At 35.9% G+C, this 25,098-nt stretch carries 25 protein-coding genes and 1 pseudogene; 12 read left to right on the forward strand and 14 right to left on the reverse strand.

The genetic code is table 11. The annotated features are described in order from the left end of the window. Positions 1-230 precede the first annotated feature (230 nt). The 5 genes from ACFSQJ_RS19245 to rlmB all read left to right on the forward strand — a co-directional run bounded on the left by ACFSQJ_RS19245 (position 231) and on the right by rlmB (position 7,754). A complete protein-coding gene (locus ACFSQJ_RS19245; RefSeq protein WP_377768544.1) occupies positions 231-3,410 on the forward strand; it encodes a SusC/RagA family TonB-linked outer membrane protein in 3,180 nt (1,059 codons plus the stop codon). Positions 3,411-3,420: 10 nt separating this feature from the next. Beyond that, entirely contained in the window at positions 3,421-5,190 is a 1,770-nt protein-coding gene (locus tag ACFSQJ_RS19250; RefSeq protein WP_377768545.1) for a SusD/RagB family nutrient-binding outer membrane lipoprotein, read from the forward strand. Positions 5,191-5,200: 10 nt separating this feature from the next. Next, positions 5,201-6,076 carry a hypothetical protein gene (locus ACFSQJ_RS19255; protein ID WP_377768546.1) on the forward strand — a complete coding sequence of 292 codons (876 nt, stop codon included), beginning with the start codon at positions 5,201-5,203 and terminating at the stop codon, positions 6,074-6,076. An 11-nt stretch (positions 6,077-6,087) separates the two neighbouring features. Then, on the forward strand, positions 6,088-6,945 hold the full coding sequence (locus tag ACFSQJ_RS19260) for a hypothetical protein (protein WP_377768548.1): 858 nt from the start codon (positions 6,088-6,090) through the stop codon (positions 6,943-6,945). A 71-nt stretch (positions 6,946-7,016) separates the two neighbouring features. Further along, complete coding sequence (rlmB, locus tag ACFSQJ_RS19265) at positions 7,017-7,754, forward strand: 23S rRNA (guanosine(2251)-2'-O)-methyltransferase RlmB (RefSeq protein ID WP_377768549.1); 738 nt, start codon at positions 7,017-7,019, stop codon at positions 7,752-7,754. Here the strand turns inward: rlmB and ACFSQJ_RS19270 are convergent. After that, entirely contained in the window at positions 7,751-8,482 is a 732-nt protein-coding gene (locus tag ACFSQJ_RS19270; RefSeq protein ID WP_377768668.1) for a rhomboid family intramembrane serine protease, read from the reverse strand. The two genes, rlmB and ACFSQJ_RS19270, sit on opposite strands and share 4 nt — an antisense overlap. 79 nt (positions 8,483-8,561) lie before the next feature. On the opposite strand from ACFSQJ_RS19270, the gene ACFSQJ_RS19275 reads away from it, so the two are divergent. Then, positions 8,562-9,839 (forward strand): replication-associated recombination protein A, encoded by a 1,278-nt coding sequence (locus ACFSQJ_RS19275; protein ID WP_377768550.1) that lies wholly within the window; start codon positions 8,562-8,564, stop codon positions 9,837-9,839. Here ACFSQJ_RS19275 and ACFSQJ_RS19280 read toward each other — a convergent pair. From ACFSQJ_RS19280 to ACFSQJ_RS19305, 6 genes and pseudogenes are all read right to left on the reverse strand, one after another. Further along, positions 9,836-10,693 carry a hypothetical protein gene (locus ACFSQJ_RS19280; RefSeq protein WP_377768551.1) on the reverse strand — a complete coding sequence of 286 codons (858 nt, stop codon included), beginning with the start codon at positions 10,691-10,693 and terminating at the stop codon, positions 9,836-9,838. The two genes, ACFSQJ_RS19275 and ACFSQJ_RS19280, sit on opposite strands and share 4 nt — an antisense overlap. A gap of 12 nt (positions 10,694-10,705) precedes the next feature. Further along, complete coding sequence (locus ACFSQJ_RS19285) at positions 10,706-12,142, reverse strand: DUF5723 family protein (RefSeq protein WP_377768552.1); 1,437 nt, start codon at positions 12,140-12,142, stop codon at positions 10,706-10,708. After that, positions 12,139-12,672, reverse strand: coding sequence for a hypothetical protein (locus tag ACFSQJ_RS19290; RefSeq protein WP_377768553.1), 534 nt, complete (start codon positions 12,670-12,672; stop codon positions 12,139-12,141). The genes ACFSQJ_RS19285 and ACFSQJ_RS19290 overlap by 4 nt, the downstream gene beginning before the upstream one ends. A gap of 59 nt (positions 12,673-12,731) precedes the next feature. Further along, on the reverse strand, positions 12,732-13,421 hold the full coding sequence (locus ACFSQJ_RS19295; RefSeq protein ID WP_377768554.1) for a YjjG family noncanonical pyrimidine nucleotidase: 690 nt from the start codon (positions 13,419-13,421) through the stop codon (positions 12,732-12,734). Next, positions 13,414-14,661, reverse strand: a complete 1,248-nt coding sequence (locus tag ACFSQJ_RS19300; protein ID WP_377768555.1) for a polysaccharide deacetylase family protein — start codon at positions 14,659-14,661, stop codon at positions 13,414-13,416. The genes ACFSQJ_RS19295 and ACFSQJ_RS19300 overlap by 8 nt, the downstream gene beginning before the upstream one ends. A 48-nt stretch (positions 14,662-14,709) precedes the next feature. After that, a pseudogene (locus tag ACFSQJ_RS19305) lies at positions 14,710-15,165 on the reverse strand (JAB domain-containing protein); the annotation flags it as partial. Between the two features lie 183 nt (positions 15,166-15,348). Here ACFSQJ_RS19305 and ACFSQJ_RS19310 point away from each other — a divergent pair. After that, positions 15,349-15,843, forward strand: coding sequence for a hypothetical protein (locus ACFSQJ_RS19310; RefSeq protein ID WP_377768556.1), 495 nt, complete (start codon positions 15,349-15,351; stop codon positions 15,841-15,843). Here the strand turns inward: ACFSQJ_RS19310 and ACFSQJ_RS19315 are convergent. The 3 genes from ACFSQJ_RS19315 to ACFSQJ_RS19325 form a co-directional block, all read right to left on the reverse strand. After that, on the reverse strand, positions 15,840-16,640 hold the full coding sequence (locus ACFSQJ_RS19315) for a hypothetical protein (RefSeq protein ID WP_377768557.1): 801 nt from the start codon (positions 16,638-16,640) through the stop codon (positions 15,840-15,842). The two genes, ACFSQJ_RS19310 and ACFSQJ_RS19315, sit on opposite strands and share 4 nt — an antisense overlap. 117 nt (positions 16,641-16,757) lie before the next feature. Continuing rightward, entirely contained in the window at positions 16,758-17,141 is a 384-nt protein-coding gene (locus tag ACFSQJ_RS19320; RefSeq protein WP_377768558.1) for a hypothetical protein, read from the reverse strand. Positions 17,142-17,238: 97 nt separating this feature from the next. Further along, a complete protein-coding gene (locus ACFSQJ_RS19325; RefSeq protein ID WP_377768559.1) occupies positions 17,239-17,667 on the reverse strand; it encodes a lipocalin-like domain-containing protein in 429 nt (142 codons plus the stop codon). Positions 17,668-17,813: 146 nt separating this feature from the next. Here ACFSQJ_RS19325 and ACFSQJ_RS19330 point away from each other — a divergent pair, with 146 nt between their 5' ends. Then, positions 17,814-18,068, forward strand: a complete 255-nt coding sequence (locus ACFSQJ_RS19330; protein ID WP_377768560.1) for a helix-turn-helix domain-containing protein — start codon at positions 17,814-17,816, stop codon at positions 18,066-18,068. 305 nt (positions 18,069-18,373) lie between these two features. On the opposite strand, the gene ACFSQJ_RS19335 is transcribed toward ACFSQJ_RS19330, so the two are convergent. Then, positions 18,374-19,393, reverse strand: a complete 1,020-nt coding sequence (locus ACFSQJ_RS19335; RefSeq protein WP_377768561.1) for a hypothetical protein — start codon at positions 19,391-19,393, stop codon at positions 18,374-18,376. 711 nt (positions 19,394-20,104) lie between these two features. On the opposite strand from ACFSQJ_RS19335, the gene ACFSQJ_RS19340 reads away from it, so the two are divergent. Then, entirely contained in the window at positions 20,105-20,380 is a 276-nt protein-coding gene (locus tag ACFSQJ_RS19340) for a hypothetical protein (RefSeq protein ID WP_377768562.1), read from the forward strand. On the opposite strand, the gene ACFSQJ_RS19345 is transcribed toward ACFSQJ_RS19340, so the two are convergent. Next, positions 20,377-20,964, reverse strand: a complete 588-nt coding sequence (locus tag ACFSQJ_RS19345; RefSeq protein ID WP_377768563.1) for a hypothetical protein — start codon at positions 20,962-20,964, stop codon at positions 20,377-20,379. The two genes, ACFSQJ_RS19340 and ACFSQJ_RS19345, sit on opposite strands and share 4 nt — an antisense overlap. A gap of 381 nt (positions 20,965-21,345) precedes the next feature. On the opposite strand from ACFSQJ_RS19345, the gene ACFSQJ_RS19350 reads away from it, so the two are divergent. From ACFSQJ_RS19350 to ACFSQJ_RS19360, 3 genes are read left to right on the forward strand one after another with little or no spacing between them, the layout of a single operon-like run. Further along, positions 21,346-21,948, forward strand: a complete 603-nt coding sequence (locus ACFSQJ_RS19350; protein WP_377768564.1) for a hypothetical protein — start codon at positions 21,346-21,348, stop codon at positions 21,946-21,948. Between the two features lie 29 nt (positions 21,949-21,977). Further along, on the forward strand, positions 21,978-22,178 hold the full coding sequence (locus ACFSQJ_RS19355; protein WP_377768565.1) for a hypothetical protein: 201 nt from the start codon (positions 21,978-21,980) through the stop codon (positions 22,176-22,178). Then, on the forward strand, positions 22,175-22,711 hold the full coding sequence (locus tag ACFSQJ_RS19360) for a hypothetical protein (protein ID WP_377768566.1): 537 nt from the start codon (positions 22,175-22,177) through the stop codon (positions 22,709-22,711). Before ACFSQJ_RS19355 ends, ACFSQJ_RS19360 begins: the two co-directional genes overlap by 4 nt. Here ACFSQJ_RS19360 and ACFSQJ_RS19365 read toward each other — a convergent pair. Together ACFSQJ_RS19365 and ACFSQJ_RS19370 are read right to left on the reverse strand one after the other, a co-directional pair. Next, positions 22,696-23,280 (reverse strand): recombinase family protein, encoded by a 585-nt coding sequence (locus tag ACFSQJ_RS19365; RefSeq protein WP_377768567.1) that lies wholly within the window; start codon positions 23,278-23,280, stop codon positions 22,696-22,698. The two genes, ACFSQJ_RS19360 and ACFSQJ_RS19365, sit on opposite strands and share 16 nt — an antisense overlap. Positions 23,281-23,378: 98 nt before the next feature. Then, positions 23,379-24,860 carry a DNA/RNA helicase domain-containing protein gene (locus ACFSQJ_RS19370; RefSeq protein WP_377768568.1) on the reverse strand — a complete coding sequence of 494 codons (1,482 nt, stop codon included), beginning with the start codon at positions 24,858-24,860 and terminating at the stop codon, positions 23,379-23,381. Positions 24,861-25,098 lie beyond the last annotated feature (238 nt).

Consider the following 25,098-nt stretch of genomic DNA (forward strand, 5'->3'; position numbering starts at 1 on the left):
AATACCTACTTTTTTTCATCAGCCACATACAAGCTTCTTGCACCTTAAATAAAGTAACATACTATCAAAAATTACTTTAACAGAATAATTTCAGCTATCATTTTTATCAATTTTTATTTTTTCGTTAAAAAACCAATAATTCAGCAATTCTTGAAAGTTTATTAATATTCGCTTGGATTATTAACATGAAATTATGATTTTAGCGCCTAGCTAATTCAAATAATTTAAAAATGAGAACAAAACTTAATGGATTGTTAACGCTTTTACTAGCGTTTATTGTGCATTTTTCTTTTGCACAGAGCAAGACAATTTCTGGTACCATTACGGACCAGAATGGTCTGCCGTTACCGGGAGTGAACATTGTGGTCGAAGGCACAGCTAATGGAACCCAATCTGATTTTGATGGAAACTACTCCATCAATGCCTCAACGGGTGAAGTGCTTCTTTTTACCTACATAGGGCAGAAAGCCGAAAAAAGGACGGTAGGAGAAAGCACTGTGATTAATGTGCAAATGCAAGAAGATGCCCAAGCACTTGAAGAAGTAGTTGTTACTGCACAAGGTATCAAGAAAGAGAAAAAAGCTCTTGGTTATGCGGTATCTACCATTTCTTCTGAAGATATTGCAGGAAAACCACAGACAGACGTTGTAAGAACGCTTACTGGTAAAGCACCAGGGGTTAACATTCAGCAAACAAGTGGTCTTTCAGGGTCTGGAACGAACATTATTATTCGTGGGTATTCATCCGTAAACGGAAGTAACCAGCCATTATTTGTTGTGGATGGTGTTCCTTTTAATTCGGATACCAATAACACCAATAACTTTGTTCAGGGTGGAGCAGCGGCTTCAAGCAGATTTCTTGATATTGACCCGAACAACATTAAAGAGCTATCTGTACTTAAAGGTTTAAGTGCAACCACGCTTTACGGTCAAGCTGGTAGAAATGGTGTGATTTTGATTACAACGAAGTCTGGTTCAGGCGGGGGTGGAAACCAAAAATTTGAAATTAATGTAAATCAGTCCTATTTTGCTAACGAAATCGCAAACTTACCTGATTATCAAGATACTTATGGTAATGGTTTTTATCAAAACTATTCACAAGCATTCAGTAACTGGGGGCCAAACTTTAATGTTAGAGGGCAACAAGGTGTTGGAGCAGACGGTACGGTACCACATCCATATGATAGAGATGCTTTAGCAACTGCTTTTCCTGAGTTTCAAGGAGCACGTTATGAGTATAGACCTTATAACAGTGTTGAACGTTTCTTTAAAACGGGTGCTGTAATCACACAATCGGTTCAAGCTAGTCAAGCTACCGAAAATGGTAATTTTAGTGTTTCTTTTGGTAGAACAGAAGATGAAGGCTTTGTTGATACTAACGAATACAATAGATTAAACTTCAGTGTTGGTGGTTCAATGAAACTTTCTAATAAATTTTCTATCAACACTTCTATAAACCATGTAAGAACGGACAGAGTAACTCCTCCAACAGCAGTTGGTTTTGGTAGTAATCCTGCTGGAGCATCTCTTTTCGCCAACTTACTATATACTCCTCGTAGTGTTGATTTATTTGGTCTTCCATTTGAAAATCCTCTGGATAACTCTTCTGTTTACTACAGAGGTGGTAACGATATCCAAAACCCAAGATGGACACTAAGAAATGCAAGAGACACTGAAAAGGTTCGTCGTTTCTTTGGAGCAATTACTACGATCTATCAATTGAACGATTGGATGAACTTAAGTTACCGTGTTTCTCTTGATGGTTACAATCAGACCAATGAGAGAGCTGTAAACAAAGGTGGACAACAAGTTCAAGGTGGCGCATTAAGCACTGTTAATATTGAGAATACTGTTTGGGACCATACCTTTAGTTTAAACTTTGATAAAAACTTATCAGAAAAGTTAAACTTTAATGGAACTGTTGGTTTTAACCCAAGACAAGAACAAGTAAATGTTTTCGGAATCAATAGTAGTCAGCAAAACATTTATGGCCTTTTGACCCATAACAACTTTGAGGAGTCTACTGGTTTCACAGGATTCTCTAATTTTAATATTGTGGGTGCTTACTCAAGTTTAACCTTAGGATATGATAATTTCCTTTATTTAACGGCATCAGGTCGTAATGACTGGTTCTCATCTCTGCCTTCTGGCAATAATTCAATATTCTATCCTTCTGCTAGTGTATCCTTTATACCTACCAGTGCCTTTCCTACGATAACTGAAGGGAAATTTCTGGATTACTTAAAATTAAGAGTAGGTTACGGGTCTTCTGCAGGATTCCCAAATCCATATTCTACAGTAATTGGACTTGCAAGTGCTACCAATGTATTTGATAGCCCAACTGGCGGAACTACAAATACTATAGCCATTCCAAATGCTTTAGGAAATCCTAATTTAAAACCTGAGTTGATTACTGAATATGAAGCAGGTATCGAAGCAAAATTCTTTGATAATAGACTAGGAATCGATGTTTCTGTTTATGACAAAGTTTCTAAAGATTTGATTCTTCAGTCTAAACTTTTAGATCCATCCTCTGGATTTACGGTTACTTCTGATAACTTAGGGGAGGTTTCTAATAAAGGTATCGAAGTTGGGTTCAACATAAATCCTATTCGTCCTAAAACTGCAAATGGTTTCAGATGGGATATCTCTGGACAATGGACCGTTAATGAGAACATCGTTGTTGATAATGGTGATGCACCAGGAAGCCAAACCGTATTTGCTGGTTTCGGAAACTTAGGAAATGCCGCCATTTCAGGAGAAGCCTATGGTGTTATTGTTGGAACCTCTATATCAAGAGATGACAACGGTAACTTAATTGTAGGATCTGATGGAAACTATTTAGTAAATAACGACCCAACTATAATCGGTGATCCTAATGCTGATTGGAGAGCAACAATGATAAACGAATTTTCTTTTAGAAATTTCACGCTATCTGCTCAGGTTGAGTACACACACGGTGGAGATATCTATTCTACTACTGCTGCCGCTCTTCTTTCTCGCGGTTTGACTACGGATACTACATTTGATAGAACGCAAACTTATATTTTACCTGGTGTTACTCAAGACGGTGCGCCAAATGATATTCAAATTGCAGCCACAGATGTTGGATTCGTAAACTCTGGGTTCTTTATTGACGAGCAAGCTATTTATGATGCTACGACTATACGATTAAGAGAAGTTGCGATTGGTTATTCATTACCTTCTAAATTGTTAGAGAAAACTCCATTCGGAAAAGTATCTATTCAAGTAATAGGGCAAAATATGTGGTTTAAAGCTCTTAACTTCCCTGATGGATTAAATTTTGACCCAGAAGTAACTAGTTTAGGTGTTGGAAACGGACAAGGATTTGATTACTTGACCGGACCAACTGCTAAGAGATATGGATTTAGTTTAAACCTTAGTTTCTAAAAAAAAAGACATGAAAAACAAAAATATATTTAAACACTTGTTTACCTCAATTCTTCTCGTTGCCGGATTAAATTCTTGTGAGACTATTGAGCTAGATCAAACAGAAAATCCTCTGGCGGTTACAGAGGATCAATTAGACCCAGATCAACTATTCAATAGTATTCAGATTGGGTTTGGGCAATTTACTAATACGGTTTCTGGTGATGCCTCGTTCACGCAACAAGTCACTAGATCTTTTGCAATGACTGGAGGAAACCAATATGCAAATGCATTTTCTCCAGGAAGTTTTGATGGAATTTGGTTCGGTGCATATTCCGGTCTTTTAGCAGATATTCAAGCTTTAGAGCCAATTGCTGAAGAACAAGGGCTAACCTACCAATTAGGTGTCGCCAAAATCATGAAGGCTTATACCTTATTTACTTTAGTAGATTTATTCGGCGATGTTCCCTTTAGTGAAGCTCTTTTAGGAAATGAGAACCTTAATCCTAATACAGATCCTCAAACCGATGTATATACAGCGGCTTTAGCCGAACTTGATTCAGCTATATCTATATTAGGCACTGAAACTACTGTATTACCAAGTGATGACCTTTACTATGCCATTAATAATGGAGGTAGCGTTTCAGCTGATTTGCAAGCAAAATGGATTACTGCTGCGAAAACCTTAAAATTAAGAGTTTATAACAACATTAGGTTGAATGGCTCTGCAATAGGTGTAGATGTAGTATCAGGAATCAATGCTTTATTGGCTGAAAATGATTTAATCGATACTCCTGAAGAAGATTGGCAAGGTAATTATAACTCGACTCGAGTAAACCCTGATTCAAGACACCCAGGTTACGCCAGATACTATGAAAACGGCGCTGGAGGTTATATGTCTAATTACTTAATGTGGGCAATGACTTTTGAAAAAGGTTTGGACGATCCAAGACTTAGATATTATTTCTTTAGACAAGATGACAATGCTACTAACGAAGATATCTTCACTTTAGGTTGTGCAGTACAGTCGGCACCTGGCCACTATGGTTCTGTGACCTCAATATATAATACTGCCGCAACTCCTTTTTGTACAGCTGACGCAACAAGAGGATATTGGGGTAGAGATCACGGTGATAACGGTGGTATTCCTCCAGATGGCCAAAAAAGAACTGTATTCGGTGTTTACCCTGTAGGTGGCGCATTTGATATTGACGATGCAGATGATGTTCAAAATGAAGGTGAAGATGGTCTTTTAGGAGCTGGTATAGAACCTGTCCTTTTAAGTTCTTATGTAAATTTCATTAAAGCTGAAGCAGCATTAACTTTAGGAACTACTGGTGACCCAAGAGCACTACTAGAAACCGCAATTAGACAATCGATTGCCAAAGTAACGTCTTTTGGTGGTTTAGATCCAGAGAGAGTAATTACTGCTGATGATCCTGATACCGCTGCAGATGAGACTGTATTGCAAGGAGATTTCTTTCCAACTCAGACAGCTATAGACAATTATGTAACTACGGTTCTTGACTTGTATGATGCTTCTGATAATACTACACGGTTAGATATTATTATGAAAGAATATCACATCGCAGCCTTCGGAAATGGCCTAGAAACTTACAACGGATATAGAAGAACAGGTTTCCCAAGTAATTTTCAACCAACTCTAGAAGTTAATTCAGGTGATTTTTACAGAAGCGCATTATATCCAGCGAGTTATGTAAATCGCAATAACAATGCAACTCAAAAAGAGCGTACCGAACAAGTTTTCTGGGACACTAACGCTGCAGGATTCATAAACTAAAAAGAAAATCATGAAAAAAATACATAAACTAATAACTATTTGTTTGTTCGCTTTATTTCTAGCGAACTGTGAGGACAATGAAAAATATCCCCTACCTGTTGTGCAGGAAGGTGCGTTCGTGCTAGTTGATATTACGTCTACCCTTATAGACGTGACACAAATCGAATCATCGGCTTATGCAGGGAGATTGCAAGATACAAGAGGTAATATTGATAGTCACACCTTTGAGGTAAGGTCAGTTGTTGCAGGTGTTGCATCTGATTATGTACCAGTATATACAACTACTACTTTTCCAGCTGAATTTGCTATAACGGCTGGTGATATAGCAGCTGCTTTAGGTGTAGATATCGCAACTTTTCCTCCAGGAACACGATTTGACTTTGTTGGAAAATCAACTACTGATAATGGAGATGTAGTAACTTTTAATAGCTTAAATGCTGATTTACAAGCTGAATTAGGGCAAAGACAGGCTTATAATCTTCAAACGTTTATTTCATGCCCTGTTAGTGTCGATGAAATCGCTGGAACTTATTTAGTTCAGGCAGGAGCATTTAGAGCATTTTTTGGAGAGACTACAGATGTAAGAACAGTGGTTGCCGGACCTGGTTCAAGTCAAATAACTATTGTAGAAGGTGAATACACGAATACAGGTGGAGATCCGCTAATCTTAGATATTGATTTTTCCACAGGAATCATTACTGGTGGAGGAAAAGATGCAGATGGTAATGCTGCATTAGCTTGGGCAGAAGGAGTGAATGGGTTGCCTGAGAATACGTATCTCGTAGAAGGTGGTTTCTTCTTTTCTTGTGTTGGAGTAATAGATTTACAAACCAACTTTAGCCCATTTAATGGAAACTCTCATAGATTCCAGCTTCAAAAACAATAAAAACTAAGACGATGAAAAAAAATAATTTGTATTTCCTTTTTGGCCTATTAATGGCCTTCACAATTGTTTCTTGTGAAGACGATGAACCTTTCTCCGCGGGTGAAGGTGATCCGCTATTGAAAAATGTCATCAGTTTAACCGCTACCCTTTCAACTGACCAACTAACTGTTGGTGAAGGTAACGTGATTGATTTTGATGTAACCTTACCTAATTCTTTTGCAAGTGATGCTAGCGTAACCGTTAGAGTTGAGCTTGACAATGGTCAGACCACTACAGGAACCGCTACGGTTGCTGCTGGTGCTACTGCCGGTTCAGGTTCTTTAACAATGCCACCGGATGATGGCGTAGTTGGGGGTACAACAGTTGCCGGGGCGTTAAACGCAGCACAACTTTTTGCAGAAGCAATTTTACTAGATGAATTAGAACCAGGTAATACTTATGTTCTTACTTCTAACGTTGTTGATTTGAATATCTACCCTGACACATTACCAGTTGCTGGTGGTATAAACGTTATCGCAGATTGGAATGGTGCGCCAGGTGTTGACATTGATATGCAAATGATCGATAGAGCTTTTACTACAATATTTGAAGATGCAGCAAGTGGAAGCCGTTTTGAATCTGATTTATTTCAAAATGTAGGTCGTGAAGATGGTATTTACGATGTTTATCTAATCGCATTTACACCTGTAGACCCGGCGGGAACGCCTTATGCAGTTTTATTCACCTTGCCTGATGGAAGGTTAGTGGATGTAACAGGTACTTTAGCTGGAGATACTCCACTAGGAACTAGAATTCCTGTTGCGACATTTGAAAAAACTACAAATGCTGAGACCGGTGTTATTTCTTACATAAACGTAGGAGCACTATAAATTAAAGTTTTGAATTTAAACCCCGTTGAATAGTTTTCAACGGGGTTTTTTTATTTACATATATTTGACCAATGACAGATAAAAACCAAATTTACGGTATTAGGGCAGTGATTGAGGCCATACAGGCCAATCAGCCAATAAATAAAGTTTACCTTCAAAAAGGTCTAAAAGGTGATTTATTCAAAGAATTAGAAAGTACTATAAGAAAAAATAAAATCAGTAGTTCTTATGTTCCAGCAGAAAAGCTCAACAGACTTACAGAGCACAACCATCAAGGAGTAGTTGCCAATATTTCATCAATAGGTTTTCAAGATTTCGAACCTTTGTTGGAAGGCATTCTTGAAAAAAATACCGCTCCTCTCCTCTTATTATTAGATCAGATTTCAGATGTGCGAAATTTTGGGGCAATCATAAGAACTGCAGAATGTTGCGGAGTAGATGCCATTATAGTTCCGAAAAGCGGCTCGGCGCCTCTTAATGATGATGCCATAAAAACATCTGCTGGCGCTGCCTTTAATATTCCTATTTCAAAAGTTGATCATTTAAAAGATGCTATATTTTATTTGCAGGCATCAGGTGTAAAACTTGTTGCGGCCACCGAAAAAACCAATGAATCTATTTTTGACTTAGACCTAAAACAACCATGCGCCATCATTATGGGTTCAGAAGACCGTGGTATAAATCCATCTATTCTAAAAATGGTCGATAATAAGGCAAAACTGCCAATGATGGGCGAAATAGCCTCTTTAAATGTTTCTGTAGCCTGTGGCGTGTTTTTGTACGAAGTAGTTAGGCAACGACAGCTTTAACCCTCTTCCCTATCTTTTTTCTCTTTAAAATGATAGTTGATCTTCACTTCATTAATTGGCGGGTCAACACTTTCAATAAAATTGCCGTCTTCATCAAAATATTTGAGAAACTCATCTTCTTCCTCGTTATAATCATCTCTTTCCCAAGAGTATCTTTTATCAATTTCAAGTTTTGTCTTAAAAACAAGAGCAAGTATCAAACCCACTAAAAAACCAGATAAGTGCCCTTCCCATGAAATACCCTCTTTAATCGGAAAAATATACCAAATCATGCTTCCATATAAAAATACCATAGCAAGAGATAAAGCTATAAGTCTATAATGCCGTGCAAAAATCCCCTTAAAGAAGATAAAACTCACCAAAACATAAATAACTCCACTTGCACCTATATGATATGAAGGCCTACCAATAAACCATGTCAGCAACCCTGAGAATAGCACCCCAAAAAATAAAACCTTACCGGCGTCTTTATTATAGAAGTAGAAAATGGCCGCAGTTAAAGTGGCCAAGGGAATGGTATTATTATATAAGTGTTCGACTGAACCATGAATAAACGGAGAAAAAAGTACTCCTCTAAGGCCTTTTATACTCCTTGGTTCAATACCAAATTCATTTAAATTGATATTGAATTTTATTTCAACCCAAAAAACGGTCCAGATACTAAGTATCACAAACAATGGCATAAATACCACGCTATTAGAAAATTTCAAATGATTCTCTGATGACATAACACTAAAGTCGCAATTTCTTTTCCATAATTGCAAAATCGGATAAATTGTCACACTCATTTTTAGTTATTTTTATAAAATGAATGAACCTCTCGCAGAGCGCATGCGACCAAAAAGTTTAGAAGACTATATTAGTCAGGCTCATTTGGTTGGTGAAAAAGGAGCTTTGACCCATCAAATTAAGCAGGGCATAATTCCGTCTCTAATCCTCTGGGGGCCTCCCGGCACGGGTAAGACAACCTTAGCCAACATTATTGCAGCAGAAAGCAAGCGCCCTTTTTACACCCTGAGTGCTATCAGCAGCGGTGTTAAAGACATTCGTGAGGTAATTGAAAAAGCGAAACAAAGTGGCGGTCTTTTTACCGCTAAAAACCCGATACTATTTATTGATGAAATTCATCGTTTTAGCAAATCACAGCAAGACTCTTTGCTCGCCGCGGTGGAAAAAGGCTGGGTAACATTGATTGGTGCAACTACCGAAAATCCGAGTTTTGAGGTAATTCCGGCTTTACTCTCACGATGCCAGGTGTATATTTTAAATTCTTTTGAAAAAGAAGATTTAGAAGCTCTATTAAAAAGAGCACTTTCAAAAGATGAGCATTTAAAAACTAAAGAGGTACAACTCAAAGAAACCGAAGCCCTATTAAGACTCTCTGGTGGAGACGGACGAAAACTCTTAAATATTTTTGAACTACTTATTAATTCAGAATCTAAAGATAAGATTACCATAACCAATGATTTGGTCTTACAGAAAGTTCAAAAGAATACCGTTTTATATGATAAAACAGGCGAGCAACATTATGATATTATTTCTGCTTTCATAAAATCTATTCGTGGCAGCGATCCAAATGCTGCGGTCTATTGGTTAGCGCGAATGATTGAAGGTGGTGAAGATGTTAAGTTCATAGCGCGTAGATTGGTTATTCTTGCCTCAGAAGATATCGGAAATGCGAACCCTACCGCTCTCGTGCTTGCCAATTCTACTTTTGAGGCAGTAAACACCATCGGATTTCCAGAAGCTCGTATAATTCTTAGTCAATGTGCCACTTATTTGGCAAGCTCTCCAAAAAGTAACGCCAGTTACATGGCCATAAACCTCGCACAGCAAAAAGTAAAAGAAACAGGAGATTTATCCGTACCTCTTCATATACGAAATGCCCCTACCAAACTTATGAAAGACTTGGGCTACGGCAAAGATTATAAGTACGCCCACAACCATGATGATAATTTTGTAGAATCAGAATTTTTGCCCGATGAAATTTCAGGCACTTCTTTCTTTAGGTTGGGCAATAACCCTAGAGAAAATACCATGCGCGATTTTTTAAAAAAAAGATGGAAAGATAAATATGAGTTCTAAAATTTAATATTCAACTCTTTAAGAACTTTTTCGCCGTTATCACTATACTCAAAAAACCACTTATCCTTTTTTTTAAGAACAACTCCATTTTTATCTTCATGACTCGCCAAGAAAACATTCTCCACAGAAGTCTCAGTTAATCTATATTGAATTTTTGGTGCGCTATCCACCAATTGAAATCCACCCTCAATAGGTTGGGCATATAGAATCTCCGAGGTTGTATTAACCGAAGAAGAAACAACTTTCTCCATCGCTACCTCCTTCACTTGCTCTTCGCTAACAACAGGTTTATTTTTCTGAATTTCTTTGGTCGCTTCAGCTATTTTATTTTGATTCGTCTTAGAGACAGATTTAATCGGTTCAGTATTTAATGATTTTACATCATTTTTAAAACTTACCGTTATGGGTTTTTCAATCTCCTTCTCTTTCGGTTCGTACTGGTAATTTAGCAGCTCAAAAGACTTAAATGCCTGTCGTATAGCTTCGGCATAAGCCGATTTGTATTCCTTAATCTTACTTCTACCTTCTTGGGTTGTATAAACTATTACCCCATTACAATCTTTAAGAACTATAGCCACCTTCGTAGCGAAAAGAGAAGACCTATCATCTAAATTGGCTTTTAGTGCCAAACAGCCATTATTCAGTAAATCTTCAGGAAGTTGATCATCATAAATTGTTGTGTATCCATTGTTAGTGAAAAGATATTTCACTAATGTGCTTGTCTGGTATTGATTCATTTCTTTAAATGCATCGAACTGTTTGGGCACAACCATATACTTGTAGTTGTTCAATTGGGCATTACCAAAGAAATTAATAGCGAAACTTAGCGCGAAGAAACATATGATATTTTTCATGGAAAACAGTAATCAATTTCTGTTCCAAGATATAATATTAAATCCAAACTGTAAAGATGCATAGTTACTATCAGGAATATTTCGGTAACCTAACAAATTATCTCCGAGAATATAAAAGTTAACCGGACCTGCCTGAAAATTAAGACCTAATCCGATATTAGTGAAAGTAAACTTATCGGCTGTGTAGGTAGCTTTTAGAGCTAAGGCATTACCAATTCTTGTTTGGTAAAAAGCAGTTAAAGCAGCTTGTGGGCCTTTGGGTTTATTTATTATGAATAAATGGCCGCCCACGGCATTCTTATAGTCGAAGGGGCTATTGTTTTCAACTCCATTGATTCCGCAATAACAATCTTCGGTTTTCTGTTTTTGTTCACCAATATTGTATCGAATCGATGCATTTAGTTTTATGGGCCTTAAGGTGATATAAGAGTCACTATTTGTTTCAAATGGCACCTGAGCTTCAATATCATCTATCAAGTTTTCCCAGATATCACTGTTCAAATCTTCAAAAGATTCGGGTAAAATAATTTCTATACCCTCATTAGAGGCTGTACCTTCTAAAGTAAAGTTTTTAACATCTTTAGTATGGTTAATAAAACCCACATCTAGCAGACTTCCTGTTATGCTTGTTTTTTCATTTAATTGATAGGTAAACCCAACATCGAACCCCAAGCCTAAATTTCCTCCGAATAGTGCTCTTCTTGCCAGCAAACTACCAATACTTTCGTTTGAGTCTTCGTTTTCAACGCTTTCGTTTAAACCTGAGGTTTGTAACTGTACATCCGCAACAAGCGTATTTCTAAGAAGATTATTTTGTCCTTGAGTTGTTACAAAATAGCCACTATTCGATTTTGATTTCGCCTCGAAGATACTTGAGTATATTTTCCCTCTTGCCCCTAATCTTAATTTGTCACTTACTTTTCTGTTAATTCCGAAGTGAAACACACTTAAACCTTCACCAAAGGTAGTAAGATGACTAAGACTAAACCTTCTGTTTAAATTATTGGCATTACCTTCAAAAGCCAAAATCGCTAAATCTTTTGGCCAATATTGCGTTACGGACAATTCTCCGTAAACACCAAAAGAGTAATAATCTTCAGGTCGATTAGCGTTTCTAAAACCAATGTTTAAAATATCTAATTGTAAACTACCCCCAAATTCGTCTCGTTGACTTAAGCCATTAACGACCTTGTCTCTCACTTTATCGGTAAAATCAATACCATCATTTGCGAACAAATCATTTAATGTAATTCCACTAGTACCAGCTTGTACCGCAATGCCAGAGATTGCCGGTATACCTGCATGCCATTTGTAAGGCGTTTTGACTCCAGGATTTATGAGTAAGGACTGTGGAATCTCATAAAAATCATAAAGCAACTGTTTATTCTGCGCACCGAGATAGGCCACACTAAAAAGCATGGTAAAAAGAACTAGTCTAATCTTTATCATTGTAGTCTTACCCTAAATACTGCACTGGATCTTAAGATTACTCTAGGTTCATTAGCTGAAGATTCGCTTGTATTATCGCCTAGATTTTCACTAGTTACTCTTATTCTTGTTGTATTTCTTAATATATCTAAACTTCTATCTCCGTTGCCATAAGCTACTTCACGCTCAAGCAAAGGCGACGGTTGAGGCTGCATTCTAAAAGATTCACTGTCCAAAACATTATCCATTGCATCTAAAAACTCGACCAGTAAGTTTAATTCTTTACTTGTCGTATTCTCTAATTGATAGGTGATAGCGCCATCTAGTACTCTTTCTGAAACAAAGGCCTCGTTAAAAGCTTCAAAAGTGAATGTTTGATTGTAGAAACTTCCTGGGGGTAATTGATTGATAACATCTTCTGGAGATTCGAAATAAAATATTCCTGTAGCCAATGTAGGAACAACACTTAAATCATCGAATTGATCAAAGTTCTGCTCTTCGGAACAGGAAACTAATAGAAAAAGGAAAAAGTAACTCAGAACTTTTTTCATAGCATTATTTATAGTGTAATAAGAACAACTTAAAAAGGTTGAACCCTACTAGTATAACTCTACAAAATCTGTTTTATTTCGTCAAGACGATCAATCATTTTACAAAAATTATGCTCGGGTTCATTGTGGGCATTAAAATGTACAGTTTGGAACCCCAAAGCTTGCGCCCCAAGTATATCAGCCTCTAGATTATCGCCTATCATAACAGAATTCTTGGCTTGTGTTTTAGCTAAACTTAAAGCCAGTTCAAATATTTTCGGGTTGGGTTTTTTTACACCGGCCATTTCAGAATTCACTATCTGTTCAAAATAATCATACAGATTAGCATTCTTCAGCTTTTTATCTTGTATTTCTTGAAAACCATTGGTTATTATGTGAAGCCTATACTTTGGCTTTAAATAATCAAGAATTTCAAAGGCATATGGAAATACATGGTTGTATGAGGACAGATGGTTTATATACTCCTCTGATAGAATATCGATTAAATCATCAGAAACATCAAACTCAATGGCATTAAAAGTTTTTTTAAGCCGTAGGTAGCGAAGTTCAGTTTTGGTTACTTTCTCTTCTCTGTACAATTTCCAATACTCCAAATTAATGGGAACATAAACTTCTAAAAAATCATTTATGCCCACACCAACTTCATGATCCGTCAAAATTTTTTCAAAGGTCAAGGCAGAGTTTTTTTCAAAATCCCAAAGCGTATGATCTAAATCAAAAAAAACGTCCGTAATAGGTTCCTTAAACATAATATCTTTTAAGAGTTGCTTTGTATAGTTCAAGCCATTTTAAACGATTAGAGCTTCCTAATAACTCATTCGAAAAAACCATATTAAAATCTCCTTGCACCTCTTTGATTTCCCTATACATAAAATCAAGTTTATCGAACACCTGCCCTTGTTTTTTAAATTTTAGGAATGTGTAATCACAAACCGCAAATGGATGAATTCTAATAGGTTGTTGCACCTCAAGATTTATATCATAAAAATAAAATGGTGTACATGTACCTGCCCGAAAGCCCATTTCATGTGTATAGCCCATAGTATAATCATCGGTAAATTCCGCTTCTACTAAATCTTGGTATGTTTTAGGTATTTGCACCCTGTTATAGCGCATTCTAGAATAATTGACGGGTCTATTGATTAGATTGGCCAATCTGCTTTTTTCTTCTTTCAAAATCTTATTGCTCAATGAAGAGCCATATGAAGCACTTAGGGAAACGATACTATAATCAGCAACTGACTTGATCAAAAACCGGAACTTATTTTTAAAAACGGATACATTCTTATCATGCCTCGAATAATCTGCAAATTGGAAAAAGAACATGGTTTTACACTTTACCTCTTTATGCAAGTCCATTAAGTAAGCAAAGTTATTGTACGGGTCTTTTTTAGGGTTTATCCAAACCATAACACGCTTGGCCAAACGCAAGAATTTCAACTTGCTCAAGTCTAGCAATATTCCGCCTATGGTTCGCACAAAACCACGATAGGCAAAGGCATGCGAAGTGGTAACGTTAACTATAGAGGTAAACTGATATTTCTTTTTTCTCTGTTGTATCTCTGGAAACCGTTCTTTTAATAAAGACAAGAATTTTTTCGCCCAAAGATCAATTATCGGACGCTGTAAAAAATTATTTTGATAGGCCAGGCTCTCTTTTACCGGAAAACGGCCCAAATCATCTTTAACATGGGGCAGATACTCCTCATACCTGCTTATAAGGTAAAAACTGGCCGCAAAAATATCAAAGGGGATATTACTTCTTTCATCAGCTTCGAAAAAACAAGGGAAACCCTCCCAATCTTTAACCTCAACCAGAACATCATCGATACCTTGCTCAAATAATAAGCTATTACTTTTAATAAAAAATTCGTTCTGTAAGGGCTGCTTGGTGTAAGTGATTTTAGGACCTGAATGTTTAATAAAATCTTCTACCGTAGTGGTAAAACTAACCTCAATACCCAAAATTCGGGTAAAGATGTGTTTCATAGTATAAGTGAAACGTTTGGATATTTTATGCGTGTAAATTAGAAGCATTTATAACATTTGTTCATCGGCAAAACTAAAGTAAGCCTTTTCAGTTATGATTAGGTGATCAAGTATTTTTATATCCAATGCCGTCGCAGCCGTTTTTAATTTACTGGTAATTTGCTTATCTGCCGAACTGGGCTTTAAAGTACCCGAAGGATGATTATGGGCCAATATCAAACCCACGGCCCCATATTCCAACGCTTGTTTTAATACCAAGCGCACATCAACCAAAGTGCCCGTAATACCGCCTTTGCTTAACTGTTCTTTATGTAAAACTTTATTGGAATTATTGAGATATACAATCCAAAATTCTTCGTGAGGTAGTTCTCCTAGAATGGGTTGTAATAATTCAAAAACGTCGGCACTGCTATTTATCTTGCTCACTTTTTGAGCTGGCCCACCTCTTCTTCGCCTGCCAATTTCTAAAGCTGCCGCAATAGTTACTGCCTTGGCTTCCCCAACGAATGTACCGTTATTTAAAACATTACTCATGAACAATTTTGAACGGGATATCAAGCTAATTTACAAAGAGGTTCAAAAACTTCCATATTCTGCACGAAAGGACAGAATATTACTAATGTTGGCAATTCTAAAAACTAATTGTGCCAAGTTAAAATAATTCTCAAAACGTTTTGTTTAAATAATATGAAGATTTACTACCATATCACGGCGCTAGGTAATATTGATAAAATAAAAGCTCAAGGGCTTAAATCGAATGATTCGGGTGAAATTTTTGTTGTGGATGATATAAATGTTGTAAACAGTATAGCCTTTAACCAGCTTGGTATTTTTGAATATGGATTGTTCAAGATTCATGAAAAAGGGATTAAAAAGGTAGTAAAAGACAACGTCGCTGAGCACACTTCGGATAATCAATTTATTATCAAACAAGATGTTATAAAACCCCAGTATTTGGAGTTCCTTGGGATTGAAAAAAAATCCTTATTAATGACTACAATCAACGAAAATATGAGGGTTTCTAAAGCTTTAGGAATGGAAGACGAAGAAGCCTTTAACGATGCCTTGAGAATAGTCAGGCGTAATGCTGCTTTAAATAAAATGTTGGATGCCAGCCACACAGACTTTGATTACGAAAAGTGGAAAGCCTTAACTTCAAATCAAAAGGGCAACAACAATTAAATCTTATCAATAGCTTTTGAATTGGACATTTCTCTTCTCTTTTGATTTTCAACATCCAAATCAATCAATTTTTGAAATTCTTTAATCTCGTTTTGAAGGTTAATTTTTGATTGGTATTTAAAAATTATTGCTCCCATGCTTTTACCTTCAAAAAACACCTCATCGTAGTTATACAAGTCTTCAATGTTGAAAGTTGGGTTTTGTCTAAATTCAATAGGTCTTGGAATATATTCTTCTTTGTATGTTTTGTAAGCTTCATGCTCAATTTGAATTGCTATTCGTCCCTTGAAAACCACTTCCCCCGCATCAAGTTCCAAGGGACTGTCTTGGGGTAGTATCATTTCACTTTTTTTATTACTACTAACATCTTCATTTCTAGTTTTTAGTTTCTCAATTAAATCTTTAGAGTTAACACCCTTCTTTCCGAGTCGGTTGACTAAAGAATTGTTTTTGGAAGAATAAGAAAACCAATGCCGTTTGCTCAAGGTGGGTAAATTATACTTTTCCATGTACAAGGAATAAAAACAGGTATTGCCAATTAATTCAATTGATTCAAGTCTATCATTTTTGAAATTGGGGATAGATGGAATGGAACCACATTTTCCAGTAACAAACCCAAATGCTAGACCATCTGGCATTAAACGATTTTCAACCATGATATTGTTGCTAATAATAATTAGACCTTCATTTATTAGCTGCCCTCTTACATTTTTAAAATCCTCTATTGACATCCCAAGCCAAAAGTCCAAGAACAATATTTCTTTGGTTTGCAATTGATTTTCAATTGCACTTTTCATAGGAATAGAATTTTGCTCCTTTGAGCTTTTAGGATTGTCTTTACATCCTATAAAGAGAAAAGTAATAAAAAATATAAAGAGCTTGGAGAGGTTTGTCATGGCAAAAATCTCAATTCATTATTTAAACCAACCAGAACTGGCGTTGCAATTGAAAATATTCTTTACACGCCTGTTTTCAAGTTCGATTACATATGCAAATCGAGGTCTGTTAGCTTGCCCATAGAATTCATAGCTTATATGCCCAGATATGCAAAGCGTACATCGCCCCTGTTTAACGATCATCTTTCTAAGACCTATTTTCTTGGCAGAATCAAATTGAGCCTTTAGAAAGGCTAAAAACTCATATTTCTCTCTATCATCGTAAACACAATCTTCTTCTAGTATCGGTTCAAGGATTGTGGTATTCAAATTAACGCAGGACTGGATAAAGCTGTCGACTATTCCTTGAGATTCTTCGGCAGTGGAAAGTTCTGGCTTGAATTTTAGTTTAATCAGTTCCATCTCACTTCTTTTTTTGGGTTAGACCCCAATATTGTACGTATTTGATTCCGATCCAAATTATCTCTAAAGCTTTCGATCAGCGGACAAATTTCATGGCCTATCTGCGATATTCCTCGCTATAATCGGAACTGAATTCCAGAACTAAGGTATTTGCTGTTAGTTCTGCAATAGTGGCCGTTTCGGGATTGGCAGATTCTCCTTCCGTAAAAAGGATAGTATCACCTGCCAGTGAATAATTGAATACTGCCGTCCTTCCTCCATCACCTGGGCAACCACCACTGTCATCCAAATATGTTCCATCATCGGAGAACACTATAAAACTGCCCTCTCCAGTATCGGGACAATTTTCCTCAATATAGAAATTATCGATAATCGTAGTGCCATTTGAAGTTGTCACAGCAAACAAAAACCATTTACCAAGCAGATTTTGTTGGGAAATTGTAATACCCGAAGATGAATCATCCTCCGAGCATGAGACCGCCAACAATAGTAATACAATAAAAGTGGATTTTATCTTTCTCATCATTTTTAATTTGACTTCATGTTAAATGATTCGCATTTGTTATATCACATAACTCTTTCATAATAAACATATTTCATAAATATGAATAATTTTTTATTATGTGCCTATGAACGTCAATTAAAATTTATCCATGTCCTGATATTGGGGGAATGGACTTTAGGGACAAAGGACGAAGAAAAAAGGATGCTGAATACAAGAAAAGGTTTGGAGAAAAAATCAAAGCTTTTCGAATCGCAAAAGGATTGTCCCAATTTAAACTAGGAATAGAAGCGGATTTAGCACGAACGCAGATCAGCAAGATTGAAAATGGTTTGGCCAGCCCGACGGTTTTAAGCCTTGTCCACCTTGCAAAAGCTTTGGAACTTACTTCTGAACAGATTATCGAACTTCTGGACATAGAGTAATCTATAAATTCATCCTTTGAATTAACCAGAATTTTATGTTGAATTAAAGAATATTTAATTGTTTTCTATTCACCAACTGGTTTGACTTTCTTCTACTAACACTTATCAAAATAAGGTGATTTTGGGGCAAAAATGACAGCTAAAAAAAAAGGTGCTACATAAATGTATTACAAAATCCTTATAAACTTAATTTAAGTGGTCATAGGTTTTCCAATACTACCCCCCCTTGGTTTTTTCACTAAATTTGATTTTTCCCCTACCCCCCCATTGATTTTCTGAAAAAATAATATATGAGGTTTGCCCTTTTATTTTTTACCAAAAAAAATGTTTTCTTTAGTATTTTGTACCTCAAACACATATTCTATCTCTTGTTCATCTGGCTTGTCCCTCCTTGTTACTAGGTTAAAGAAAATCTCATCATACAGACTCTTTAAGGTAAACCTCTGGCGTGTGCCATTTATATTCAGCTTAAAATAACCGTCTTTGCCACACATCATCTTTTTCCCAGTCCTTTTGTAGACTTCCCCAAAGTTGGAAAAACTATAATCTTTTGATATTGGAAATAATACTCTCTGATCAGTATTGTTTAGATAATCTATATTGTATCCGACTCCATTTACATCATAAAACAATTGCGGGTCATTTGGGACATAACTTTTAGGGCTTAAACCTTTTTTGGCATTTTTCTTTTCCTCTTTTACAAAACGGCCATATTCTCCTATTTGACGTGTGGAAAGCCCCAATCTTTTACCAATGTTGGCATTTGTAACCTTTCCGTTCTTTTTCATATCCCAAAATGATAGGATTTCCTTTATTTCCCTAATCCTTCTTCTTTTTGTTTGCTCGCTTTTGGCTTTTCCCTTTAAACTCTTTCGTTCTTCTTTTGATAGCTTGGGATTAAAAACATAAGCTCTTTCATAGTTTCTCCTAACAACTCCTTCAAGCTCATCCGTATCCATTAAAAACATGAGTTCCCCAAGAAGAAAATCCACCAATCCCTTGGGTAAAGGAATTGTACATTTAGTATTTAGTATCTCCGCAATAGATTGATATATTTCAGTAGGTAAATTGGGGTTGAGATAGGCAAACTGGACTAAATTCTGAAAGAAATAATCCACTCCATGAATTCGAAATGTTTCATTGCCATATACATTTTCTTCCACTATAGAAGTTTCTATTTTTTTTGGCCAGTGAAATTTTACAAATTTTTCTTTCGGATCAAAAATCAAATAATCCTTACCCTGAAAATCTAAGTCATGGGTATTATCATAGTTGAAATCATCCCAGCGGATTTTTTCAAACTTAATCAATAACGTTTCTGACATTTTCCAATAGCTTTTAAGTTCCTCCCTCTTGGGCTTCCAGTTGCTATTGGGTTATCTATTTGAAGATATTTCTAGTGTGATGCTGTTTCACACCCAATTATGAGATACAAATTTGGCTTAAAAATGTTAAAAAAACAAATATTATCAATTTTTAACTTTTTATTAACTTTATATATGGATTATTTTACAGGTATAAAATATTCTAGTAGCCCAGCGCACCAAATCAATTTTGTCACAAAATCTTGAATTTTGGACACAAAGAGTACTGTTTTGTAAGCTATTTAGGTCATATATTCATAGAAGTGTACTAAAACATCCATTAATCCAAAAAAATGTCCGCACATGACCCAATCATAGTCTTTACTATTATTTAACCTTGTTAGCAAAACCAATCACCCTTTAACTGGAAACACTACTTATTGAATTGTTTAATTAAGCTTTAACAAGTTCTACTCTTAGAAAAGCTAACCAACAGCAATTCCAACTAGCTTACAATGCACAATTGAGCTAATTTTACAATTCTCATAATTAACAATGAGAACCAAAAAATTCTGTGTCCGCCCATCCTATTTGCCATCCAATTCCCCTGTTTAAATTTCTTAAAACGTCTTTAAAAACTTAAATCAGGATGGTTTTTTAGTTGAAAGAATGACCAACTCTAAAGTTTTCAACATTGATTTACCAACAGGCTTTATTCCATAATTTTGGAATATGTCCAAATTATTCAGAAACTACGATAAGGAAGCCATAAAAGTACTGATGAAGGAAATAGGAGCATACCGCTATGAACGTGCTTTGGAAAACATGAAGATGTCAGATCAGAAACCAATATCAATGTCTGGATTTTATTTGGAGTCCAACGAACATTGCATCTTTCTTTGCCACCGTTACCCATCAGGATATGTTTTAAAGCTTATGAAGGTCGATGGGTTTATGCAGATACCCAAAGAAGGTTGGAAACTGATAAAGGAAAAAAGATACCTCTAGGATTCATAGCTTTCAATAAGCATTTGAGCCTCATATATTTCATTTTTCAAGGAATCGTTCTCTTTTTGTAGTTCCTTCATACCCGATTTGTCTTCGATGATTTTCATATCATAGGGTGGTTGGGGCGGCTTTGGACTGTTCAAAATAGAGATAACGCCTAAGATGGTACTTATTATTATTGCACCGATTGCTATCCAAATAGATAAATTCGATTGCTTTTTTGCCTGAATGGCCGCTTTTCTCGACTCTTGTAATTCTAGATAATCAAGGTATTGTTTGACAGTAGCACCCTTAATTACCCAACTTCTGAATGAAAAATCATCGTATGCATTTTTGTAAATTATATCAACACCTTCTCGAAATCTTATATAAGGTTGAGAATTGGATATAATTGCATTCAATTGATTCTTGTCATCAAAAGTAGACTCGAATGATTCCCCAATCCATTTAATGAAAGTCGATTCTAAACTGGAATCAAATTTTATTGATGTGGTTTCTTCAATACGTTTCTTTAAGTCAAAATACTTGATTCCATTTGGGTTGTTGAAACCTATTTCCATTGACTTTATATATACGTTTTCCATATTAAAAATTATTTATATCAATATTACCTGAATACTTGTCCAAATTCTCACCAGTTTTGAAATGACCCTTACCAATTATTTTATTCGTCTTATTGTCTAACTATACCTCAACAAAGAAGTTGTAGAGGGCATATAGGCTGAATTTCCTATTCGGCTCAAATCGATGAGTTAGAAAAGTACCGTTTTGCCAAAGGTTTATCCATTGTTCAGTTTCATTTAACATTATGTATTCGTAGAGACCCATATTATAAAAATAGAATAATGCTTCCATTGCGGAAAACCCCTAGTTTTTTTAAGGTTTTTCAATAATTGGCTTTAGACTTAAAATCCTAAATTGCAATATCCCCCTCTATTGCTTATTCTCTAACCAAAATATCGAAAATGAAAAAGCTATTATCCTATGGTATTTACCTTATGTTGACTGGGGTGTTATACTCCCAAAACGAACCTACCAAATTAGTATTGGATTTAAATGGTTATGTACAAAAATACATAGACCAACATAGCATTATTATGAAATCAACCATCAATGACAATACTCTAAACCTCCAACAACAACTATTGCAGTACAATGACGAAATGGCAAAACTTGAAAAGGATTTTACAGATGCTAGGGAAAAAGAATATAGGGATTTGAGCAAAGAAGTCAGCATAGGACATAGTTGCACAAAGAGGTACAGTGGTGGAACAAAGAAATGTGGTACTGAATGTGCATCTGCCCCAACGCCAGCATGGTTTACCAAACCTGAATGGTCAGATACAGTTATGGAGGAAGGAAACAAAGTAAATGCCACTGTGAAGCCAAACGGGTCTGCCGCCTGTGTTTATCTCCAAAAAAGTGGAGAGGGAAGGATAGCCCTTAGGATTGTTTCCACTTTTAGGGTTAGGGAAGATTGGTTATTAAAACAAGTTGAAGCTGATAAAAACTACGTTTTTACCAAAGTAAAGAAGCTTGCTAGGAAAGCGATAGACCTCAATGATTGAACTACCATTAATCATTTTATATTTACTTAATGAAGAAAGTAGAACTGAACATAACTATTGAGAATTTTGATGATGCGATGCAAAAACATACCATCATTCCATTTTTAGAATCGCTCAAAGAACTCAAAGCAAATGGATATAAAATCGTCAAGATGAACGGTGACAAAATTGACTTTGGAGGTATAGATCGAATTCTAAAGCAGTATGAGGATTTCAAAAAATCCCAATGAAGCAGATAACCATGAAAGGTATATTTCGATTAGCTGGGGGTCTGCTGAACAGATTGGGCTACTCCAATGAGTATATTGAGTCCCATTATGCCGAATGGTCGAGTGCCGAAAAGAAATCTCATAATGATTATATCTGGTATCTGTTCAATAGGGCTTTGAACAATGTTGACGGGCTAAGCGTAGAACAGGTATTCGAGAAAAACAGTCATATCTACTATGCCATGGGTCTATTCGTGCACAAGTATGAAAACGGCAATAGGAATATGTACACCAGATTGGCATTTGAGGCCGACCTATTGAAATACATAGAGCAAAGTTCTAATTCAAAACTTCAATACATCGTAGAAATAATAGGCAGTAAAGGTTGTGATTACGCTCTTTCACTAGATGGCCAGAAACTAAGTCCAGAAGAAATGTTCGACTGGCAGCCTCTGGCTTCCAAAGATTGCACCAACTGTCAAGGATGCACCTGCACCTATTCAATGACTGTTAAAAGAGATAGGAACGGGAAGATTATTTATAAAACCACGTAACCTTTCACCTTCTGAACAGTGCCTAAACTAACATCACATAGTTTGGCGGTGTTCCGTAAGGATTGTCCTTCCCTTAAACGTTTTACTACCTGTGGGTACTTTGCCAAGAAATCCTCTTTTGGTTCTTTAGACCCCCTTATTCGGCCTTTGTACTTTCCTTTCGCTTTGGCGATGGCAATTCCCTCACGTTGACGTTCTAACATTGTCTCCCTCTCCATTTCTGAAATATTAGCCAGTACTGAAACAATTAATTTAAAAGCTTGATTAGGTTTTTTACCTACTAATGACTCAAGACCTAGATTGTCTACTTTTACAACAACCATGTTTCTCTCAAAATGTTTTAAGGTATTTAGAACATCAAGTAAGTTACGCCCCAGCCTATCGATGGAGCTTACGGATAGATAATCAATTTGCTTGTCCAAAATAAGTTCTTTACCTCTGTCCCGACGGACAAAAGGGATTGTACCGCTGCAAACATCAATAAATAACTTTTCGTCAGGGTGTTGTTTTATTAGCTGTCTTTCTAGTTTTTGGTCAGGAGTACTTACCCTAATATATCTTGCTTTCATGTGCCAAACTTAGGGAGGGTATTAAAGACACGCCAATTTATTCGATCTAGGCAAGTTTTTACTCGATCAGGTGTACGACTTTAGGGCATAGTCTAAAATTAGCCATTTAAAAGCTTTAGGGCACGAGCCATAACCTCATCATTATTAATTATGATTAAGTAAAGTTTTCCACGTGTTCTTGTCATAATTTGAGAAAGCATCTTAATTGGATGATAAAAAGGGGCTCTTGCATAACCCCTAAGGCTTAACTTATTATCTATGTATTGAAAATGATAGTCTACCACCGCTATTACCTTTTCAAACTCTTGGCCTATTACCCCATGGGCATTATCTGATAGACCTTGGGAGAACTTTTCATATTTATACTTTTCTTTTTTATCAGGGGTATAATTTATCATTATCCACCCTTGGGAGCACAGGTGTTCGATGTGGAATTTAGCGTGATCATATTCTTTAAAATACTTCAATATTACATTTCCACCTTGAATCTTGGGAACAGAGGTGTTTTGATTGAGCAAAGCTTTAATAAAGAAAGAAATCTCCTTATTGGTTCTTATGGTTTTTGTCAGTTCATATATTTTAGATTCTGTAGATTTTTTTATTTGAAGATGGTTTTTATTGTTGATTTCCCACGTCCTTAAACATTGTTCCATATCATAGGAGAATATGCATTTACCAAGGTTTTTCTTTACTTCTGTGATAACATAATCCAGTTGATTTGGATACATCCTTTGCGCCTCATCCACTATAACTATATCGTAGTCCGAAAAATTGATGCTCCAAGTTATCTTGGCAGGAACTATATTCCACCCAACCTCATCATTTAAAAGATGCTGCCCAGAATTTAAGTTAGCGCAATGAACGACTACAACTCTTCTTGACTCCTTTATATAGTCCTTAGCTATATCATATATTAATAATGTTTTTCCTGTACCCGCTTCTCCCTTAATAGACACGAAGGCTTCCTTTTCACTTGATAAATCAGCTAAGGCACTTTTTTTAATGAGTTCTTGCTGTTGAGTCAAAAAGTATTCCTCGTTTAAAAATTTATGAGAAGAATTAAAAGGGGACACTAGATAATTAGCAGGATTAAAAAGCTCATTAACATCCTCTACATGTTCAGGGTCTTGATTAAGGAGTAATTCGACCACGTCATTATTTGTCAACTCAATTACGTTATTATGTTCATCCAGAACATAAAATTTTCTCTCATCCGAAATAAAGGTTGTTTGGCTTATTTCTTTTCCCAAAAAATCAAGGTAGTATCTATTTCTTAATAACTGCTTTTTGATTTTCTCTGGAGTGCCTATTTTTTTTACTTCAATATTTACAACTTTAGTCTTTCCAAATCTTAGGAGATCAAACTCTTTACCGATTTGTGGGATGCTAAAGCCCACAACAAATCCATCATAAATGTCAACATCTCCATATATCAAACACAGTTCATTTACCATTAGTGACATGTCATCTAATTCATCAGATTTAATTGAAACAGAATGATATTTCAAATATTCTTCAAATAGAGGTCTGGCTAAATTTTGGTAAGCTTGTATAAGGGATAAAAGGTTAGTTTGAATCATTGTTAATATGAGGAAGGCTTTAAACTATACTAAAAAAGAAAAATAGATATTCAATAAATAAGGGGAGTCTTACAAAATTAGAAAAATAATAGTTTTAACATACCTTGGACTAAAAGTTTATAAAGGATATGAAATTCACATTCTCAATCTTGGATTTCTGTTGGCAATGCAATATTCCGTAATCCTTGACAAGCTAGTTTTTACAAGGATTTTCGAGGGTATGAATTATCTTGAATTG

The organism is Croceitalea marina (assembly GCF_042684265.1).
Classification (GTDB): domain Bacteria; phylum Bacteroidota; class Bacteroidia; order Flavobacteriales; family Flavobacteriaceae; genus Croceitalea; species Croceitalea marina.

Coding starts and splice junctions, on each gene's coding strand:
- ACFSQJ_RS19245 (WP_377768544.1), top strand. CDS start 231: ATGAGAACAAAACTTAATGGATTGTTAACGCTTTTACTAGCGTTTATT.
- ACFSQJ_RS19250 (WP_377768545.1), top strand. CDS start 3,421: ATGAAAAACAAAAATATATTTAAACACTTGTTTACCTCAATTCTTCTC.
- ACFSQJ_RS19255 (WP_377768546.1), top strand. CDS start 5,201: ATGAAAAAAATACATAAACTAATAACTATTTGTTTGTTCGCTTTATTT.
- ACFSQJ_RS19260 (WP_377768548.1), top strand. CDS start 6,088: ATGAAAAAAAATAATTTGTATTTCCTTTTTGGCCTATTAATGGCCTTC.
- rlmB (WP_377768549.1), top strand. CDS start 7,017: ATGACAGATAAAAACCAAATTTACGGTATTAGGGCAGTGATTGAGGCC.
- ACFSQJ_RS19270 (WP_377768668.1), bottom strand. CDS start 8,482: ATGTCATCAGAGAATCATTTGAAATTTTCTAATAGCGTGGTATTTATG.
- ACFSQJ_RS19275 (WP_377768550.1), top strand. CDS start 8,562: ATGAATGAACCTCTCGCAGAGCGCATGCGACCAAAAAGTTTAGAAGAC.
- ACFSQJ_RS19280 (WP_377768551.1), bottom strand. CDS start 10,693: ATGAAAAATATCATATGTTTCTTCGCGCTAAGTTTCGCTATTAATTTC.
- ACFSQJ_RS19285 (WP_377768552.1), bottom strand. CDS start 12,142: ATGATAAAGATTAGACTAGTTCTTTTTACCATGCTTTTTAGTGTGGCC.
- ACFSQJ_RS19290 (WP_377768553.1), bottom strand. CDS start 12,672: ATGAAAAAAGTTCTGAGTTACTTTTTCCTTTTTCTATTAGTTTCCTGT.
- ACFSQJ_RS19295 (WP_377768554.1), bottom strand. CDS start 13,421: ATGTTTAAGGAACCTATTACGGACGTTTTTTTTGATTTAGATCATACG.
- ACFSQJ_RS19300 (WP_377768555.1), bottom strand. CDS start 14,661: ATGAAACACATCTTTACCCGAATTTTGGGTATTGAGGTTAGTTTTACC.
- ACFSQJ_RS19310 (WP_377768556.1), top strand. CDS start 15,349: ATGAAGATTTACTACCATATCACGGCGCTAGGTAATATTGATAAAATA.
- ACFSQJ_RS19315 (WP_377768557.1), bottom strand. CDS start 16,640: ATGAAAAGTGCAATTGAAAATCAATTGCAAACCAAAGAAATATTGTTC.
- ACFSQJ_RS19320 (WP_377768558.1), bottom strand. CDS start 17,141: ATGGAACTGATTAAACTAAAATTCAAGCCAGAACTTTCCACTGCCGAA.
- ACFSQJ_RS19325 (WP_377768559.1), bottom strand. CDS start 17,667: ATGATGAGAAAGATAAAATCCACTTTTATTGTATTACTATTGTTGGCG.
- ACFSQJ_RS19330 (WP_377768560.1), top strand. CDS start 17,814: ATGGACTTTAGGGACAAAGGACGAAGAAAAAAGGATGCTGAATACAAG.
- ACFSQJ_RS19335 (WP_377768561.1), bottom strand. CDS start 19,393: ATGTCAGAAACGTTATTGATTAAGTTTGAAAAAATCCGCTGGGATGAT.
- ACFSQJ_RS19340 (WP_377768562.1), top strand. CDS start 20,105: ATGTCCAAATTATTCAGAAACTACGATAAGGAAGCCATAAAAGTACTG.
- ACFSQJ_RS19345 (WP_377768563.1), bottom strand. CDS start 20,964: ATGGAAAACGTATATATAAAGTCAATGGAAATAGGTTTCAACAACCCA.
- ACFSQJ_RS19350 (WP_377768564.1), top strand. CDS start 21,346: ATGAAAAAGCTATTATCCTATGGTATTTACCTTATGTTGACTGGGGTG.
- ACFSQJ_RS19355 (WP_377768565.1), top strand. CDS start 21,978: ATGAAGAAAGTAGAACTGAACATAACTATTGAGAATTTTGATGATGCG.
- ACFSQJ_RS19360 (WP_377768566.1), top strand. CDS start 22,175: ATGAAGCAGATAACCATGAAAGGTATATTTCGATTAGCTGGGGGTCTG.
- ACFSQJ_RS19365 (WP_377768567.1), bottom strand. CDS start 23,280: ATGAAAGCAAGATATATTAGGGTAAGTACTCCTGACCAAAAACTAGAA.
- ACFSQJ_RS19370 (WP_377768568.1), bottom strand. CDS start 24,860: ATGATTCAAACTAACCTTTTATCCCTTATACAAGCTTACCAAAATTTA.